A 17,476-nucleotide genomic window follows, 5' to 3' on the forward strand; every position below is an offset into this window, starting at 1 on the left:
AGATTGGCCTGGAGAGACGTATGACGATGTTTGGTGTATATAAGGGTGCTGCTGCGGCTGTGTTTGCAACAGCGCTTGCGACGGGGGCGTATGCCCAAGACGTCCAAACAAAACAATACGATGACGGCGGCGTCTACGAAGGCACCTTCCTTGACGGAAAGCAGCATGGCACCGGCACATACCGTCTTCCCAATGGATATGAATACACCGGCGAATGGGTCGAGGGCGAGATTCGCGGCCAAGGCATGGCGCGATTCCCCAATGGATCCGTCTACGAGGGCGCCTTTGTTGCAGGCAAACCCGAAGGTCAGGGTCGAATCACATTTTCCGATGGTGGCACCTTTGAAGGCGAATGGGTCGACGGCAATATCACCGGCCAAGGCACGGCTACTTATGCCAACGGTGTCGTCTACGCAGGCGAATTCCGCAATGCGATGCACAATGGCACCGGCACCATGACCAGCCCCGGCGGCTATGTTTATGAGGGTGACTGGATCAACGGCGCCAAAGAAGGCGACGGCAAGATCACCTATCCTGATGGCGCGATCTACGAAGGCACGCTGAAAGCAGGCGAACGTGATGGCATCGGCACGCTGACGATGGCCGATGGTCTGATCTATAGCGGTGCGTGGGTGGATGGCGAAATTGAGGGGGTCGGCACCCTGACCCAACCCAATGGCGATATCTTTGAAGGTGAGCTTGTCTCTGGACGCCGCGAAGGCGAAGGCAGTGTGACTTATGCCAATGGCGATACCTACGCCGGCGCATTCGTCAATGACCGCCGTCATGGCACGGGCACATTCCAAGGCACAGATGGTTACGTCTATGTGGGTGAATGGGTCGAGGGCCAGATCGAAGGCAACGGTGAAGTCACCTACCCTGATGGATCAAATTATGTGGGCACATTCGCCAATGATCTGGCTGATGGCACAGGCACAATCACCTATCCTGACGGCTCCACCTATGCGGGCGACTGGGAAAACGGTGTGATCAACGGTGTGGGTGTGGCCACTTACATCAACGGGCTTGTCTATGAAGGCGAGTTCCAGAACGCCAAGAACCACGGTCAAGGCACAATGACCTATGCAGATGGCTATGTGTACGAAGGCCAATGGTCCGAGGGGCAGCGCAACGGTTTGGGCCGTGCGACCTATGCCGATGGCACGGTTTATGTTGGTGAATTCCTTAACGGCCAGCGTAGCGGCAATGGCGAAATCACTTTGCCAGACGGCTTTAACTACGTTGGCGCATGGCAAGACGGCGAAATTAGCGGCGATGGCGTTGCGACCTATGCCAATGGTGATGTCTATGATGGCAGCTTTGTCAGCGGTCGCCGCGAAGGCGAAGGCACAATGCGGTTTGCCACTGGGCAGGAAAGCGTCGGCATCTGGTCAGACGGTGCGCTTGTGTCTGAAACGAACCAAGACAACTAACCCAACCGTCTCAGTTCATTCAAAAAGGCCGGTCAGAGTGACCGGCCTTTTTTGTTGCCTGCCTGAAACAAGTTCCCCGGCATCCAGATGTGCCAGCCAATCCGTTGCAAACCCAAATGGGCGAAGGATGCCTCACCAGCTGATCGCCTCGCCTGCGTAGTCAAAGAAACTGCCTGATTGGTCAGGTGTCAGATCGGCGATCACCGAAAGCAGGTTCGTTGCGGCCTGCGTTGCTGGCACAGTTGGATGGCGCCCGACGTAGTTAGCGGTAAAAGGTGTTTCAACCGTTCCAGGATGCAAGGCCACGCAAATGGATTGTTTGTGAGATCGGCCCAGCTCAATCGCCGCCCCATGTATGATTTGGTTGAGCGCGGCCTTGGAGGCGCGGTAGGAATGCCAACCGCCAACCTTGTTGTCTCCGATTGAGCCGACCCGCGCAGATAACGTGGCAACGACGCTGCGACGATCTTTGGGCAAGAGTTCCGCAGCATGGCGCAAGATCAGCGCCGGGCCGATTGTATTGACTGAGAACACACGCGCCATCTCGTCTGGTTTGATCGCTGAAAGGCTTTTCTCGGGAGTGCCCCAAAGCGGGGCAAGAATGCCCAAGGCCACGAAGATCAGATCGAACGGGGCCGTCATCCCGGACATCGCGCGCTCTACCGAGGCCGCATTGCCAACGTCAAAGCCATCAACCGAGCGTGACAGGCCGGTGACATCCCACTTGTCCTGTGCAAGCTGCGCGGCAACGGCTGATCCGATTCCACCGCTTGCTCCGATCACCAATGCACGCATGCCAATCTCCCTTGCCTCTGCCGAGATAGTGCCCGCATTGGCAATAACAAGGCAGCCATCACCCAAACACAAGATGTCAAATTACTGCGATGCTACGCGCATTATACTCTTTTCAACACGGTTTTCGGCAGTATAGTCGCGCACATGATGAACCGCGCACATATCACAGACACAGCCTCCACAGGGCTGCTTCTGCGCGACCTTCTACTTCTTAGCAGCCTCTGAGCGTGCCAACGGGCGCGACCGCTCAGAGGGTCTAACGCGCCAATTTACATGCTAAGAACCTAAGGAATTCCAAAATGACCAAATCGAACCAAGTGTTGATTTTCGACACAACCCTGCGCGACGGTGAGCAATCGCCGGGTGCCACAATGACCCATGACGAGAAACTGGAAATCGCCGAGATGCTGGACGACATGGGTGTCGACATCATCGAGGCAGGGTTTCCTATCGCGTCCGAGGGCGATTTCAACGCAGTCAGCGAAATTGCAAAGCTGTCCAAATCGGCCACGATCTGTGGTTTGGCCCGTGCCAACTACAAAGATATCGACCGCTGCTGGGAGGCCGTGAAACACGCCAAATCACCGCGCATCCACACCTTTATCGGCACATCGCCGCTGCACCGCGCCATCCCAAACTTGAATATGGATGAGATGGCCGAGCGTATTCATGACACGGTCACCCACGCCCGCAACTTGTGCGACAACGTGCAATGGTCGCCGATGGATGCGACCCGGACCGAGTGGGATTATCTGTGTCGTGTGGTTGAGATTGCGATCAAAGCAGGGGCCACAACGATCAATATTCCTGATACCGTTGGATATACCGCCCCCGTCGAAAGCGCTGATCTGATCCGCAATCTGATTGCCACCGTGCCCGGTGCAGACAACGTGATCTTTGCCACCCACTGCCACAATGACCTGGGCATGGCGACAGCCAACTCGCTGGCCGCCGTTGAAGGTGGCGCGCGACAGATCGAATGCACAATCAACGGACTGGGCGAACGCGCGGGCAACACCGCACTGGAAGAGGTCGTGATGGCCCTGAAGGTGCGCAGTGATATCATGCCCTACACGACCAAAATCGACACCCGCAAGATCATGAATATCTCGCGCCGTGTGGCGACAGTTTCTGGATTTGCGGTGCAGTTCAACAAGGCGATTGTTGGTAAGAATGCTTTCGCCCACGAAAGCGGTATTCATCAGGACGGCATGTTGAAAAACCGCGAGACATTCGAGGTCATGAAGCCTGAGGATGTCGGGCTGTCTGGGACGTCTTTGCCATTGGGGAAACACTCGGGTCGGGCTGCGCTACGCGCGAAACTGGCCGAGCTGGGCTTTGACATGGCTGACAATCAGCTCAACGATGTCTTTGTGCGGTTCAAGGATCTGGCTGATCGTAAGAAGGAAGTCTTTGACGATGACTTGATGGCGTTGGTGTCCCAGAACGACACCGACGAGGATCGGTTAAAGCTGAAATCTCTGCGTGTGGTTTGCGGCACGGACGGGCCGCAACAGGCCGATATGGTGATGGAAGTTGACGGTGCCGATGTTGAAACATCGGCCACGGGTGACGGACCGGTCGATGCCACTTTCAACGCGGTGAAGGCGATCTTTGCCCATGGTGCGCGGCTGCAACTGTATCAGGTGAGCGCGGTCACCGAGGGCACAGACGCACAGGCGACGGTCTCTGTCAGGATGGAAGAAGACGGGCGCATTGCCACTGGCCAATCTGCCGATACTGACACCGTTGTTGCCAGCGCCAAGGCCTATATCAACGCCTTGAATCGCTTGCTGGTACGACGTGAACAATCAGAGCCTGGGTACGATACCAAGGGCGTCAGCTACAAAGACACCTGACAAATCCAGACGAGTCATCATTGCCAGGGCGGTCCATGAATTGGGCCGCCCCTTTTTTGTGTCATGAAGGGTTTTGATGGGTCTTGTGCGGTATTTTTCGGTCAATGCCATCCATAATATCGAAAAAGTGCAACTTGCTTTCGCAAAATAGTCAAAATGCATCTCAGTATATTGAAAAATGACAACCAGCAGTTTGCCGCCGCGTTCCTGATTTCAGGGGCTTCTATGTCTTGCAAGCCCGCTTTATAAGCATTGGGAACGCGCGCCACCGGGACAGGCGCGGCAAAGACACTTTGGGTATGGGAAGGCCACGCATATGGCAGGCTTTGGCGGATTGTTTTCTTCGGATATGGCGATTGATTTGGGCACGGCGAACACGCTTGTCTATGTCAAAGGCAAAGGCGTGATCTTGTCCGAACCTTCTGTGGTTGCCTACCACGTCAAGGACGGCGTCAAGAAGGTTCTGGCCGTTGGTGAAGACGCCAAGCTGATGCTGGGCCGCACCCCCGGCAGCATCGAAGCGATCCGCCCAATGCGCGACGGGGTCATCGCAGATTTCGACACGGCGGAGGAGATGATCAAGCATTTCATCCGCAAGGTGCATCGCCGCTCTACATTCTCAAAACCCAAGATCATCGTCTGCGTCCCACATGGCGCAACCCCGGTAGAGAAGCGCGCGATCCGTCAATCTGTTTTGTCTGCCGGTGCGCGTCGCGCCGGCCTGATTGCTGAACCGATTGCTGCGGCGATTGGCGCTGGCATGCCCATCACCGACCCGACCGGTAACATGGTTGTCGACATCGGCGGAGGTACGACCGAAGTGGCAGTCCTGTCATTGGGTGACATTGTCTATGCCCGTTCGGTTCGTGTTGGTGGCGACCGCATGGATGAGGCGATTATCAACTACCTGCGCCGCCAGCATAACCTGTTGATCGGCGAAAGCACGGCAGAGCGGATCAAGACATCTATCGGCACCGCCCGCATGCCCGACGATGGTCGCGGCCAATCGATGCATATCCGTGGCCGCGATCTGCTCAACGGTGTTCCCAAAGAAACAGAGATTAGTCAGGCACAAGTGGCCGAGGCGCTGGCCGAACCTGTGCAGCAAATCTGTGAGGCGGTGATGACCGCACTCGAAGCAACTCCGCCCGATCTGGCAGCAGACATCGTTGACCGTGGCGTGATGCTGACGGGCGGTGGTGCGCTGTTGGGCCAGCTTGATCTGGCATTGCGCGAACAGACCGGTTTGGCGATCTCGGTCGCCGACGAGTCACTCAATTGTGTTGCCCTCGGCACGGGCCGCGCACTGGAATATGAAAAACAGCTGCGGCATGTGATAGACTACGACAGCTAACCCCGTCAGCGAGGGAAGACCCGCCCCTTGGCACGCGACAAGAACAGCGAAGATTTCGTCGGCCCGATCCGCAGGTTGCTGGTCGGGGTTTTGGTGTTGGCGTTGCTCGCTTTGTTCATGATCTGGCGGATTGACAGCCCACGTACCGAGCGGTTGCGCACCGCCGCCGTCGATGCCGTAGTACCATCATTCGACTGGGCGATGGCCCCGATCACCGGTGCGGCCAATCTGATCAGCGACTTTCAAAGCTACCAGCAACTGCGCATTCAGAACCAGGAATTGCGCCGCGAGTTGCAACAGATGAAAGCCTGGAAAGAGGCCGCCGTGCAGTTGGGTCAGGAAAACGCCAAGCTTCTCGATCTCAACAACGTCAGCCTTGATCCACAACTGACTTATGTCACCGGAGTGGTGATCACCGACAGCGGCTCGCCATTTCGGCAATCCGTTCTGGTGAATGTGGGTGCGCGCGATGGTATCGTTGATGGCTGGCCTACAATGGATGGGATCGGCCTTGTGGGTCGCATTGCCGGTGTTGGGCAAAACACCAGTCGGGTGATGCTGCTTACCGATACATCCAGCCGCATTCCCGTGACGATCCAACCATCCGGCGAGCGTGCCATTCTGGCAGGAGACAATACACTGTCACCACCGATGGAGTTTTTGGAGGACGAAGCCCTCGTCCGTCCGGGCGACAGGGTAGTGTCTTCGGGCGATGGTGGTGTGTTCCCTGCCGATCTGCTGGTCGGTCAAGTGGCCCTTGGCACTGACGGTCGGCTGCGCGTGCGATTGGCCGCAGATTACCAGCGTTTGGAATTTCTGCGCGTGCTGCGTTCGCAGCCACATGAAGAGATCGGCGATCCCGGTAACCTACTTGCCCCCGAGGCCGAGTTCTTTGGCCCCGCTACCCTGAACCCTGCGACTTTGAGCACATCAGGTCTGGGCGATGGCTGAGCGCGCGGACACTCATATTTGGATGCACCGGGGGCTTTTTGCGCTGCTTGCCTTTGCCATCATCGTGGTTCAACTTGTCCCGCTGGACATGCGCCCGTCCGTTTGGGCCGGTCCTGATCTGTTGCTCGCTGTCACTTTGGTCTGGATCGCGCGCAAACCCAAATACCTACCGGTCCCGGTCATCGCAGGGTTCTTTTTGATGGCGGACTTTCTGTTCATGCGGCCTCCGGGCCTTTGGCCCGCGCTGGTGGTTGTCCTGACCGAGATCATCCGCCGCCAGCACCGGGACTTCCGCAACATGCAGCTTCTGGTGGAATGGGGCACAGTTGCAATCGGGATTATTGGCATCACGCTGGCGAACCGATTGGTTCTGGCCATCGTCGTGGCACCGCAAGCCCCCTTGGCCCTGACATTGACCGAGATGGTCGCAACGATCCTTGTGTATCCAGTCGTTGTTATTTTGGCCCATTACATCTTCGGAGTGACACGTTCCGCCCCCGGCGAAGTGGGCAAGAAAGGGCAACGCCTATGAAACGCCCCGCCAAGGAAATCATCGAAAGCAACCGCATGATCAGCCGCCGCGCGCTGGTTGTCGGTGGTGCGCAGCTGGGCATCATGGGGGTGCTTGGGTGGCGGTTGCAATCTATGCAGGTTGAACAAGCTGACCAGTTCCGCCTGCTGGCGGAGGAGAACCGGATCAACATCCGCCTTCTTCCTCCTGCACGTGGTCTGATCTTTGACCGCAATGGCATGCCCATTGCAGATAATGAGCAGAACTACCGTGTCGTCATGGTCCGCGAGGATGCAGGTGATGTGGGCGATGTGCTCACCAAACTGACAGAAATTGTCGATATCGATCCCGATGATTTGGCCCGCGCCATGCAGGAAATGCAGCGCCGCTCGCCCTTTGTGCCTGTCACCATCGCCGATCGCCTGTCATGGGAGGACGTGGCCGAGATCAACCTCAACACCCCTGCCCTGCCTGGCATTCAGGCCGAAGTCGGGTTGAGCCGCGTCTACCCCTTAGGCGCTGATCTGGCCCATGTTGTCGGCTATGTCGGCCCGGTCAGCGATTATGACCTCAGCCGGATCGATGACCCGGATCCGCTTCTGCAGATTCCGAAATTTCAGATCGGCAAAAGTGGCGCTGAAAACAAGCTCGAACAGAGCCTGCGCGGCAGTGCTGGCACGCGCCGCATCGAGGTGAACGCCGCCGGGCGCATCATGCGCGAGCTCGACCGTCAGGAAGGTGATCCCGGCAAGGACGTCCAACTGACCATCGACAGCCGTTTGCAAAGCTATGTGCAGGCCCGACTTGAGGGTGAATCTGCTGGTGCTGTTGTGATTGATCTTGAGAACGGTGATCTGCGCGCGGTGGCCTCTGCCCCGACATTTGACCCAAACCTCTTTGTGCGCGGCATTTCAACGACTGACTGGAACGCGCTGAATGCGGATAAGTACCGCCCGCTTGCTGCCAAGGCCGTACAGGGCACCTATCCGCCCGGCTCTACCTTCAAGATGATTACGGCGATGGCGGCAATGGAAGACGGTGTCGTTGCGGCGGATGAAACTGTCTATTGCCCCGGCTTTACGGATGTTTTCAACATCCGTTTCCACTGCTGGAAACGTGGCGGGCATGGCAACATTAACCTGCATGAAAGCCTCAAACAAAGCTGCGACTGTTACTATTATGAAATTGCCCAACGCGTCGGCATCGACAAGATGGCGGAGATGGCGCGCAAACTGGGTCTTGGTGTGCGCCATGATTTGCCGCTGTCGGCTGTGGCCTCGGGGCTTGCACCTGACAAGCAGTGGAAATCCGAAGTGCATGGCGAAGACTGGCGGATCGGCGATACGGTCAACGCGTCGATCGGTCAGGGATATGTGCTGGCCTCACCCCTGCAATTGGCCGTTATGACGGCCCGATTGGCAACAGGGCGTGTCGTGACACCGCGCCTTGTGCGGTTGATTGACGGTGTGGAGCAGCCCAGCGGTCTGGGCGAAAGCCTTGGTATCAATGAAAACACACTACGTCGGGTGCGGGCCTCAATGACGGATGTGTGCAATCACAGACGCGGCACGGCGTACCGTTCCCGGATCCTCGCAGAAGATCATAAGATGGCCGGGAAGACGGGCACCAGTCAGGTGCGTCGGATTACACCCGAAGAGCGCGCCGCAGGTGTCACCAAGAACGAGGATCTGCCTTGGGAGCGCCGCGACCATGCGCTTTTTGTGGGTTTTGCACCACTCGACAATCCGCGCTATGCCGTGTCGGTCGTCGTAGAACACGGTGGTGGCGGATCGCGGGCTGCGGCACCCATCGCGCGTGATATCATGTTGCAGGCCCAATACGGTGGCCCACCGCCACTTGAAGCCTACCCCGCCGGTATTCGCGACCAGATTGCAGCACAACAAAAACGGATCGCAGAGCGCGTACCGGAAGGCGCCAATGGGCAAAGTCGCGCATGAGCTATCTTGAGTATAACACCAAATATGTCCCCACCGGGCTGCGCAAGATCCTGCACTTGAACTGGCCGATCATCATGCTGCTGATTGCGGTGGCCTCTGCCGGTTTCCTGATGCTTTATTCGGTTGCCGGCGGATCAACGACGCCTTGGGCCGAGCCGCAATTCAAACGCTTCATTCTGGGCATTTGCCTGATGCTGGTCGTGGCCATGGTGCCTATCTGGTTTTGGCGCAACATGGCTTTTGTCGCTTATGGCGGTTCGCTGTTGTTGCTGCTTGGGGTCGAATTTTTCGGCGAGGTGCGCATGGGGGCGCAGCGCTGGATTGATCTGGGGTTCATGCGGCTGCAACCGTCCGAGCTGACCAAAATCACGTTGGTGATGTTTCTAGCGGCCTATTACGACTGGCTGCCCAACAAGAAAACCTCGCACCCCTTATGGGTCGCCCTGCCCGTCCTTTTCATTCTGGCTCCTACGATGCTGGTTCTAAGCCAGCCCGATCTTGGCACCGCCTTGCTGCTGCTTTTTGGAGGGGCCACGGTAATGTTTCTGGCGGGCGTGCATTGGGCTTATTTTGGCACCGTGGTCAGCCTTGGTGTGGGTGCAATTGTCGCCGTATTTCAAAGCCGGGGAACGACTTGGCAGCTATTGAAAGACTATCAATATCGGCGCATTGATACCTTCCTTGACCCCGCAAATGACCCGCTTGGCGCGGGCTATCACATCACCCAAGCAAAGATTGCCTTGGGTTCGGGCGGCTGGACCGGACGCGGCTTTATGCAAGGCACGCAATCGCGTTTGAACTTTCTGCCCGAGAAACACACCGATTTCATCTTCACGACGCTGGCCGAAGAGTTTGGCTTTGTCGGCGCGATCACCTTGCTCACCCTCTATTTGTTGATCGTGTTCTTCTGCGTCGCGTCAGCGCTTAGCAATCGCGACCGTTTTGCCGCTCTCCTGACCTTGGGCATCGCCACGACATTCTTTTTGTTCTTTGCGGTGAATATGGCCATGGTGACAGGACTGGCCCCTGTTGTGGGTGTGCCGCTTCCGCTGGTCAGCTACGGTGGTTCTGCCATGCTTGTTCTTCTTGTCGCCTTTGGTCTGGTCCAAAGCGCCCATGTCCATAGGCCGCGTTAATGCTCAATGTCCTGTTTTCCGCCAAGCCAGCCGCTTGGGAAGAATATGAAGCCCCCCTCAAATCCGCTTTTGCCGAGGCCGGTCTGGATGTCGCTCTCGCATGTGACCATGCCCCCGCCGATGTCGACTATATTGTCTTTGCCCCCAATGGGCCGGTGACTGATTTCGGCCTCTACACCCAAACCAAAGCCGTCATGAGCCTTTGGGCCGGTGTCGAAACTGTCGTTGATAACCCGACGCTGACGCAGCCTCTGTGCCGACTGGTCGATCACAGCCTGACGCAGGGTATGGTCGAATGGGTGGTTGGGCACACGCTGCGGCATCACCTTGGGATGGACGCACATATCACCGGGCAAGACGGCGTCTGGCGCGAGGCCTTCCCACCGGTTGCCGCTAACAGACCTGTAACCATTCTTGGTATCGGGGCGCTGGGTACGGCTTGTGGGCAGGCCCTACATGCGCTTGGCTTCCCCGTGACCGGGTGGAGCAGGTCGGCCAAAGACATTCCCAATCTGCGCTGCCTGCATGGAGATCATGGATTGATCGCGTCACTGCAAAACGCAGAGATCGTCATCCTATTGCTACCGCAAACGCCCGGAACAGAGAGCATTCTGAACGCAGACACTTTGGCGCTGATGGCGCCCGGTGCTTTCATCATCAATCCGGGCCGTGGCCCGCTGATCGACGATGATGCTTTGCTTGCAGCTTTGGACAGCGGGCAGATTGCCCATGCCACGTTGGACGTTTTTCGGGTTGAGCCGCTACCGCAGGAACATCCATTCTGGGCGCATCTCAATGTGACGGTAACGCCGCATATTGCATCCACCACACGCCCCGAGACAGCCAGCGCTGTCATCGCCGACAACATCGCTCGGGGTGAGGCGGGCAAACCCTTCCACTACGTCGTAGATCGTGGATTGGGCTATTAGCGCAGCTTCGGCGGCTTGTCGGGGTCCATCCCCGGCACACCGGGTACGTGGGGCTGTTGCGGTTCTGGCAGATCAAAGCGCAGACCGACTTTGGCAAGATGTGCCGCCAGCGGATCGCTGCTGCGCACAAACAAGACATCCATCATCCCGGCTTCGATCCCAGAGAAGGTCAGCGCTTCGCCTGCCGCTGACGCCAGCGCCTTTTCAGCGCCGTCCACTGCATCAACAAAGGCCAGCACATGACCCATCGCGCCATCGTCATAGGTCGCTGCCGCCAGATAAGCGGACCGCGCCAGTCCAGCGGCAATAGCCAGTTTGCGGTCGAGCCCTGCAACAACCGCCTCTGGCAATCCGCCCGGTGCTGATACTTCGGTCAGGCGTGCTTCTGTTTCAGCGGGTCCATGCGCGAGCGTGGCAACAAGCCAATCCACAGCCTCCGCCGGGATCAACATCGCAGATGGGGCAACCTCAAGGTTCAGCGCAAGCCCGATGCCCTGCCCGGTTAACATTTGCGCCAGCGCACGCCCCGGCAACCCGGCATAAGGCGCCGCGCGGCCTACAAACTGCGACAACCGCTCTTCGCGGTCAAACACCAGCGCGAAGCGTTGGTCATCAATCTCAAAGAGTTCCGGTTTGATTTGGTCTCCGGCCGCTTCCTCGCCCAGCAGCATGAAAAGCTCGGTATCCGCCAGCCGTTCATAGAACCGCAAGCGCGCCGCATCATCTTCGGGGGCGGCTTCCATAGCGGCATGGGCTTGGTCAAGGTCAGTCACGGCAGCACTTCTTTCACACGGGCGCGGAGGGCAGGCAGAAGCTCTGCCTCAAACCACGGATTTTTCTTTAGCCACCCGGTATTGCGCCATGATGGATGAGGCAAGGGAAAGACGCGCGGGGCATGGTTGCGCCACTCTGCAACGGTCTGCGTGACTGTACTTTGCGGGCCCAAATGCCAGCGATGCGCATAGCCCCCGATCAGCAGCGTCAGGGGCACGTCACCCAGCGATTGCATAACACGTGTGTGCCATGTCGCCCCGCAAATCTTGGGCGGCGGTAGATCAGAGCCGGACGCATTGTATCCGGGGAAACAAAACGCCATCGGCACGATTGATATGGTATCGCGGTCGTAGAACTGCGTCTCAGTTACACCCAACCAATCGCGCAACCGGTCGCCTGATCGGTCCCAAAACGGTTTACCCGTCTCATGCACCCGCAATCCCGGCGCTTGCCCTGCGATCAAGATGCGCGGGCTTTCGCGAAACCAGACAACGGGACGTGGACTATGGCGTGTTGCCGTGGCCGCAAAACGATCCGCGCACAGGCGGCAGGTTGCGATTTCATCAAAGAGCGTGGGGTCAGGTGTGGCCATCCCTGTTGTTTCACAAGATCAGTGACACGCTGTCAACTCGCGCACGCAGAGCATCTCTGCCCAAAAGATCAAGGCGAGATCACGCAAACGTCGCTGTATTGCTGCCGTATTCTGGCGCTATGTCATAGCGTGAGGGCATGTTAATGAGTTGCCTGTACACTGCCGCCTCTGCCCTGAGGTGGTGATTGACGAGGGTGACATGCTGGAATTTGCGGAAGTCAGTAAATCCTTTTGGACCGGCACGCAGCGCAAGGTGATCCTTGATCGCGCCTCTTTCCGCGTGGAACTGGGCAATTCTCTGGGCATTCTGGCCCCCAATGGCACCGGCAAGACCACATTGATCAATATGATGTCGGGGCTGGAAAAACCTGATGAAGGACGGATCACACGCAACTGCCGGATTTCATTCCCGTTGGGATTCATGGGCGGTGTTACGTTGAACATCTCAGCGGCGGAAAATTGTCGTTTTATCGCAAGACTTTACGGACTTGATCCCGACTACATCGAGGCCTTTTGCCGCTGGCTTTGTGGTTTGGAAGAGTATTTTGACATGCCCGTGGGCACCTATTCTACAGGTATGCGGGGCCGGTTTTCCTTTGCCTTACTGTTGGCGCTGGATTTTGATATATACCTGATCGACGAAGGCATGCCCGGATCAACAGATGTTGAGTTTAATCGCAAAGCAGGTGATATCCTCCGCGAAAGGCTGGAAAAGGCGACCGTGATCATCGTTTCGCATCAACCCGCAACGCTTGAGCGGCTGGCCAAATCTGCGGCGGTCCTCAAGAACGGCCAGTTGCATATGTTTGACACCTTGGAAGAGGCAAGATTGCTCTATGACTACCAAGCCCAAGGTTAAGAAGTTCCGCGTGCGGCGTGGAAAGGCGGTTGAAGATGGTGCCGACAAAGCGGCACCTGAAGCAGCTTCCGAACAGCCAAAGGCTGCTGCACCCTCACATGCAGAGCAAATTGACGCGATCAGCAAGGAGGGGCTGACCGGACGCCAGTTGCGCATGGCGCGCCGCGTCGCTTTGAAGAACGGGTTCGAGGCATCTTCGGACTATGACGCCGTGCGCCAGTTGCGTGCGGCAGGTATTGACCCTTTTCAACGCAGCTCGGTGCTTGAACTGGTCAAACCTGACGGTGCTGGGGGTCCTGGTAAGAAAGGACGTATCCAACTGCCACAGGCAGAGCCGGAGGTTGGTATCAGCGTCCCTGCCACCAAAAGCCGGGAAGTGGCCAACCGCAACGCCGCTGAAATCCGTCAAATTCAGCGCGACATCGCGCGGCGCAGGCAGCGCAAGCTGTTGCTGCTTTTCACGCGGCTGGCTTTCTTTATCTTTTTGCCGACATTCATGGTCGGTTGGTACTTCTACAACATCGCCACACCGATGTACGCCACCAACTCTGAAATCGTGATCCAGCAGGCGCAACCGCAGAACGGAAGCCCCGGTGGTTTGGGGAGCCTGTTCCAAGGCACATCCATGGCGACCCAACAGGACAGTATCGCGGTGCAATCATATCTCGCCTCGCGCGAGGCAATGCTGCGGCTGGATGAGGATCACGGCTTCAAGGCACATTTCAGCGATCTTGAGATTGACGGCATTCAGCGGCTTGAGAGCAATGCAACAAATGAAGACGCATTCAAACTGTTCACCAAACAGGTCAGCATCAGCTATGACCCCACCGAAGGCATTATCCGTATGGAAGTCGTCGCGGCGGACCCGGTCAAAAGCTATGAGTTCTCGCAAGCCTTGATTGGGTATGCCGAAGAACAGGTCGATCAACTGACCAGTCGTCTGCGCGGCGACCAGATGCAGGGCGCGTTGGAAAGCTATCAAGAGGCCGAACAACGCCGAGCAGATGCCCTCGCCGCCTGGCTGGCTATTCAGGAAGGTGTGCGCCAAATTGATCCGGTCAGTGAAACAACCGCACGCATGTCGCAGATTAGCACCTTGGAAAGCGAAAAACAGCGTCTGGATCTCGTGCTGCAATCGCGCCTGAATGTGGACCGGCCAAGCGAAGTGCAGGTCCAATCCTTGCGCGATCAGATCAGCAACATTGACGCATTGATCACCGAATTGCGCGATCAATTAACCGGTGGCAATGATAATCAGATATCACTCGCCGCGCGGAACACCGAACTGCGCACAGCCGAGGAAAACTATAACTTCCAGACCGTCATGGTGCAGCAAGCCCTGACGCAGATGGAAACCGCTCGGATCGAAGCGAACCGTCAGGTCCGTTACCTGTCGCAAAGCGTCAGCCCGGTGATCCCGGACGAGGCCAGCTATCCGCGCGCCTTTGAGAACACGCTTTTGGCGTTTTTGATCTTCTCAGGGATTTACCTGATGATCTCGCTGACAGCATCCATCCTCCGCGAACAAGTGAGCGCCTAATGCACAACGTGAATATCGGCGACCTTGTCGTCAGCAACGACCTGCCCTTGTTGGTGATTGCTGGGCCATGCCAGTTGGAAAGCACCGAACATGCCCAGATGATCGCAGGTCGGATGGCCGAGGTTTGTGCAGCGCATGGCGCGCAGTTCGTTTTCAAAGGCTCTTACGACAAGGCTAACCGCACCTCATTGGGTGGTAAGCGTGGCCTTGGGATGGATGACGGACTGAAGGTCATGCAATCGGTCAAGGACAGCATCGGCTGCCCGGTGCTGACGGATATTCATGCTCCAGAACATTGCGGCACCGTGGCGGCGGTGTGTGACGTCATGCAAATTCCGGCGTTCCTGTGCCGCCAGACTGATTTGCTCTTGGCGGCGGGCGAAACCGGGGCAGTCATCAACGTCAAGAAGGGGCAATTTCTCGCTCCTTGGGATATGCCCAACGTCGTGGCCAAAATCGAAAGCACAGGCAACAAGCGCATCCTGCTGACAGAGCGCGGTGCTTCATTTGGCTATAACACGCTGGTGGCTGACATGCGGTCGCTGCCCACAATGGCAAAGACGGGTTATCCGGTAGTCATGGATGCCACGCATTCGGTACAGCAACCCGGCGGCATGGGCGGCTCGTCCGGGGGACAACGCGAGTTTGCACCGGTGATGGCGCGCGCGGCGGTATCACTTGGCATCGCGGCTGTCTTTATTGAAACGCATGAGGACCCCGACAACGCTCCCTCTGACGGGCCCAACATGATCCCGCTGGATCAGATGGATGCGGTTGTCAAAAGCCTGATGGCGTTTGATGCATTGGCCAAGGCCGATCCGCTACGCGTGTGACAGCGCCGTTTTCCCTGATATGATCCTACCAATTAACTAACGGATCGTTGTGATGCGCCTCTTTCTTCTGCTCGCCCTCTTGGCCCTTTCGCCCGCTGCCGTTGCCCAAGAAGCTGGTGGGACCATCACAACCGAAAACTCTGCCCAGCTTGATGCCGCTATCGCGATCCGTATTCGCGAGATCTTAGGCGAGCTGGACAACTACGAAGATGTCACCGTTACCGTAAACGAAGGTGTCGTTACCCTGCGCGGCACAACAACCTCAGCGATTGAGGCCACCGATCTGGACCCGTTGGCATCGCGTGTCCAAGGGGTTGTGGCGGTGCGCAATCAAGTCACGGAAACCACAGATATCGGACGCAGGCTCGACCCCGCGATTGAGCGGTTTCGGACACGCATTGACCAGTTCATTGTGTTCCTGCCCCTAGCCCTGATTGCAGCAACGGCCTTTGCACTGGTGGTCCTGATCGGATTTGCGCTGGCCCGCCTGCGCCAACCGTGGGAACGGCTGGCGCCCAATGCCTTTATCGCCGAGATTTACCGGCAGTTGCTGCGGATCGCCTTTGTGATCTTCGGAATCGTCATCGCGCTCGACATCGTCAATGCAACGGCATTGCTTAGCACCATTCTGGGGGCCGCTGGCATCATCGGCCTCGCATTGGGTTTTGCCGTGCGTGACACGGTCGAAAACTTCATCGCTTCCGTCATGCTATCGTTCCGCCAGCCATTCCGCCCAAATGATACGGTCGAGATCAACGGCGACGTCGGCAAGGTGATCCGCCTGACCAGCCGGGCAACGATCCTTTTGTCGTTTGACGGCAACCACATCCGTATCCCCAATGCGACGGTTTTCAAAAGCCGGATCATCAACTACTCGCAGAACGCCGAACGCCGCTTCATGTTTTCGATCATGGTGGAACGGGACGCCGATCTGCAGGCGGCGCGGTCATTGGTCGCAGCTACGGTGCAACAACTGCCCTTCATCATCGATGAACCTGCAGCACAAACCTGGATCGAAGCGCTGCATCCGGAGGGCATCGAGTTAGTGGTCACCGGTTGGGTCGACCAGAACGAAACATCCATCGTGCGCGCCAAAGGTGAGGCGCTGCGTCAGGTAAAGCTCGCCATACAGGCTGCAGGCGTTGTGATTCCCGATGCCACACAGGCGATCCAACTACAACGAGGCACGCCCCTGCCTGTCGCTGAGCCACTGGAAAGCACCGATGTAGAGGCGGTCGAGGCCAGCGAAGATGCCTCTCTTGAGCGGATCGTGGACGCCGAGCGCGACATGGAAGCGGCCGAAGATCTGTTGCGCGAAGACAGCCTGAAGGAATAGTGCATTTCTTTGCAAACGGGGCTTGAACCGCTGGTCCCTTCGCAGTATCTAGCGGCTCGCTGCTGGGATGTAGCCAAGTGGTAAGGCAACTGTTTTTGGTACAGTGTACCGTAGGTTCGAATCCTACCATCCCAGCCAGCATTTCCCCTCAAACCGCTGATACACTGCGTTCCGGTAAATAGTGCCGTTGTTCCCGCAGGTTGCGAGGGTGCGCTCCGAAGGCAAACGGCCTGCGGCCGCATTTCTCTGCCAAACAACTGCATCAGTCTGCGTTTGCATTTTCCACGATACACTTCGGAGGTGTTTTAGAGATTTGCGATGCGCTTGCGCTGCGCATCCCAACCGGCGGGCATGCCGTGGCGCAGTAGCCAGTCGGAGGTCAGACCCATAGGCTGTCTGCCTTGCGTGATCTGACGGACAATGTCCGGGGCAAGGAATGCGAGATGGATCATCTGCTGGATGCGGCGCTTGGATGTTCCGGTCTCAACTGAGATCTGATCGAAGGTCGCTCCCTCTTTGATCCGTTTGTACCAATGGTTGGCATTGGCAATATTGCGCAACAACCGTCCATCGACTGTGGTATCGCCTTCAATGATGAGCTTCATCTCAACACCCC

15 protein-coding genes, 1 tRNA gene and 1 pseudogene are annotated in these 17,476 nt (G+C 57.4%); 13 read left to right on the plus strand and 4 right to left on the minus strand.

Going from position 1 to position 17,476, the window contains the following annotated elements; genetic code table 11:
* Positions 1–26 precede the first annotated feature (26 nt).
* On the plus strand, positions 27–1,433 hold the full coding sequence (locus DHN10_RS16850) for an MORN repeat-containing protein (protein ID WP_373456719.1): 1,407 nt from the start codon (positions 27–29) through the stop codon (positions 1,431–1,433).
* Between the two features lie 132 nt (positions 1,434–1,565).
* Here the strand turns inward: DHN10_RS16850 and DHN10_RS16855 are convergent, their stop codons facing one another.
* Positions 1,566–2,228, minus strand: a complete 663-nt coding sequence (locus DHN10_RS16855; protein WP_108816511.1) for an SDR family NAD(P)-dependent oxidoreductase — start codon at positions 2,226–2,228, stop codon at positions 1,566–1,568.
* Positions 2,229–2,527: 299 nt separating this feature from the next.
* Between DHN10_RS16855 and DHN10_RS16860 the strand changes: the two genes are divergently transcribed.
* The 7 genes from DHN10_RS16860 to DHN10_RS16890 all read left to right on the plus strand — a co-directional run bounded on the left by DHN10_RS16860 (position 2,528) and on the right by DHN10_RS16890 (position 10,926).
* Positions 2,528–4,087, plus strand: a complete 1,560-nt coding sequence (locus tag DHN10_RS16860; protein ID WP_108816512.1) for a 2-isopropylmalate synthase — start codon at positions 2,528–2,530, stop codon at positions 4,085–4,087.
* A gap of 316 nt (positions 4,088–4,403) precedes the next feature.
* Positions 4,404–5,441 (plus strand): rod shape-determining protein, encoded by a 1,038-nt coding sequence (locus DHN10_RS16865; protein WP_108816513.1) that lies wholly within the window; start codon positions 4,404–4,406, stop codon positions 5,439–5,441.
* A gap of 27 nt (positions 5,442–5,468) precedes the next feature.
* On the plus strand, positions 5,469–6,392 hold the full coding sequence (gene mreC / locus DHN10_RS16870) for a rod shape-determining protein MreC (RefSeq protein ID WP_108816514.1): 924 nt from the start codon (positions 5,469–5,471) through the stop codon (positions 6,390–6,392).
* Complete coding sequence (locus DHN10_RS16875) at positions 6,385–6,924, plus strand: rod shape-determining protein MreD (protein ID WP_108816515.1); 540 nt, start codon at positions 6,385–6,387, stop codon at positions 6,922–6,924. Before mreC ends, DHN10_RS16875 begins: the two co-directional genes overlap by 8 nt.
* On the plus strand, positions 6,921–8,861 hold the full coding sequence (mrdA, locus tag DHN10_RS16880; protein WP_108816516.1) for a penicillin-binding protein 2: 1,941 nt from the start codon (positions 6,921–6,923) through the stop codon (positions 8,859–8,861). Before DHN10_RS16875 ends, mrdA begins: the two co-directional genes overlap by 4 nt.
* Positions 8,858–9,997 (plus strand): rod shape-determining protein RodA, encoded by a 1,140-nt coding sequence (rodA, locus tag DHN10_RS16885; protein WP_108816517.1) that lies wholly within the window; start codon positions 8,858–8,860, stop codon positions 9,995–9,997. Before mrdA ends, rodA begins: the two co-directional genes overlap by 4 nt.
* Positions 9,997–10,926, plus strand: a complete 930-nt coding sequence (locus DHN10_RS16890) for a 2-hydroxyacid dehydrogenase (RefSeq protein WP_108816518.1) — start codon at positions 9,997–9,999, stop codon at positions 10,924–10,926. The genes rodA and DHN10_RS16890 overlap by 1 nt, the downstream gene beginning before the upstream one ends.
* Here DHN10_RS16890 and DHN10_RS16895 read toward each other — a convergent pair.
* Together DHN10_RS16895 and DHN10_RS16900 are read right to left on the minus strand one after the other, a co-directional pair.
* Complete coding sequence (locus DHN10_RS16895; protein WP_108816519.1) at positions 10,923–11,699, minus strand: SseB family protein; 777 nt, start codon at positions 11,697–11,699, stop codon at positions 10,923–10,925. The two genes, DHN10_RS16890 and DHN10_RS16895, sit on opposite strands and share 4 nt — an antisense overlap.
* A complete protein-coding gene (locus DHN10_RS16900; RefSeq protein WP_108816520.1) occupies positions 11,696–12,292 on the minus strand; it encodes a uracil-DNA glycosylase family protein in 597 nt (198 codons plus the stop codon). Before DHN10_RS16900 ends, DHN10_RS16895 begins: the two co-directional genes overlap by 4 nt.
* Positions 12,293–12,491: 199 nt before the next feature.
* Between DHN10_RS16900 and DHN10_RS16905 the strand changes: the two genes are divergently transcribed.
* The 5 genes from DHN10_RS16905 to DHN10_RS16925 all read left to right on the plus strand — a co-directional run bounded on the left by DHN10_RS16905 (position 12,492) and on the right by DHN10_RS16925 (position 16,998).
* Entirely contained in the window at positions 12,492–13,151 is a 660-nt protein-coding gene (locus DHN10_RS16905) for an ABC transporter ATP-binding protein (RefSeq protein ID WP_108816549.1), read from the plus strand.
* Positions 13,129–14,691, plus strand: a complete 1,563-nt coding sequence (locus DHN10_RS16910) for a capsule biosynthesis protein (RefSeq protein ID WP_108816521.1) — start codon at positions 13,129–13,131, stop codon at positions 14,689–14,691. The genes DHN10_RS16905 and DHN10_RS16910 overlap by 23 nt, the downstream gene beginning before the upstream one ends.
* Positions 14,691–15,524, plus strand: a complete 834-nt coding sequence (kdsA, locus tag DHN10_RS16915) for a 3-deoxy-8-phosphooctulonate synthase (protein WP_108816522.1) — start codon at positions 14,691–14,693, stop codon at positions 15,522–15,524. Before DHN10_RS16910 ends, kdsA begins: the two co-directional genes overlap by 1 nt.
* 52 nt (positions 15,525–15,576) lie before the next feature.
* A complete protein-coding gene (locus tag DHN10_RS16920) occupies positions 15,577–16,860 on the plus strand; it encodes a mechanosensitive ion channel domain-containing protein (protein WP_108816523.1) in 1,284 nt (427 codons plus the stop codon).
* A 63-nt stretch (positions 16,861–16,923) separates the two neighbouring features.
* Positions 16,924–16,998, plus strand: a tRNA-Gln gene (locus DHN10_RS16925).
* A 167-nt stretch (positions 16,999–17,165) separates the two neighbouring features.
* On the opposite strand, the pseudogene DHN10_RS16930 reads toward DHN10_RS16925, so the two are convergent.
* Positions 17,166–17,476, minus strand: a pseudogene (locus tag DHN10_RS16930) (recombinase family protein); the annotation flags it as partial.

It is taken from the genome of Loktanella sp. Alg231-35 (genome assembly GCF_900143545.1).
In the GTDB taxonomy this organism is placed as follows: domain Bacteria; phylum Pseudomonadota; class Alphaproteobacteria; order Rhodobacterales; family Rhodobacteraceae; genus Yoonia.

Coding starts and splice junctions, on each gene's coding strand:
- DHN10_RS16850 (WP_373456719.1), top strand. CDS start 27: ATGTTTGGTGTATATAAGGGTGCTGCTGCGGCTGTGTTTGCAACAGCG.
- DHN10_RS16855 (WP_108816511.1), bottom strand. CDS start 2,228: ATGCGTGCATTGGTGATCGGAGCAAGCGGTGGAATCGGATCAGCCGTT.
- DHN10_RS16860 (WP_108816512.1), top strand. CDS start 2,528: ATGACCAAATCGAACCAAGTGTTGATTTTCGACACAACCCTGCGCGAC.
- DHN10_RS16865 (WP_108816513.1), top strand. CDS start 4,404: ATGGCAGGCTTTGGCGGATTGTTTTCTTCGGATATGGCGATTGATTTG.
- DHN10_RS16875 (WP_108816515.1), top strand. CDS start 6,385: ATGGCTGAGCGCGCGGACACTCATATTTGGATGCACCGGGGGCTTTTT.
- mrdA (WP_108816516.1), top strand. CDS start 6,921: ATGAAACGCCCCGCCAAGGAAATCATCGAAAGCAACCGCATGATCAGC.
- rodA (WP_108816517.1), top strand. CDS start 8,858: ATGAGCTATCTTGAGTATAACACCAAATATGTCCCCACCGGGCTGCGC.
- DHN10_RS16890 (WP_108816518.1), top strand. CDS start 9,997: ATGCTCAATGTCCTGTTTTCCGCCAAGCCAGCCGCTTGGGAAGAATAT.
- DHN10_RS16900 (WP_108816520.1), bottom strand. CDS start 12,292: ATGGCCACACCTGACCCCACGCTCTTTGATGAAATCGCAACCTGCCGC.
- DHN10_RS16905 (WP_108816549.1), top strand. CDS start 12,492: ATGCTGGAATTTGCGGAAGTCAGTAAATCCTTTTGGACCGGCACGCAG.
- DHN10_RS16910 (WP_108816521.1), top strand. CDS start 13,129: ATGACTACCAAGCCCAAGGTTAAGAAGTTCCGCGTGCGGCGTGGAAAG.
- kdsA (WP_108816522.1), top strand. CDS start 14,691: ATGCACAACGTGAATATCGGCGACCTTGTCGTCAGCAACGACCTGCCC.
- DHN10_RS16920 (WP_108816523.1), top strand. CDS start 15,577: ATGCGCCTCTTTCTTCTGCTCGCCCTCTTGGCCCTTTCGCCCGCTGCC.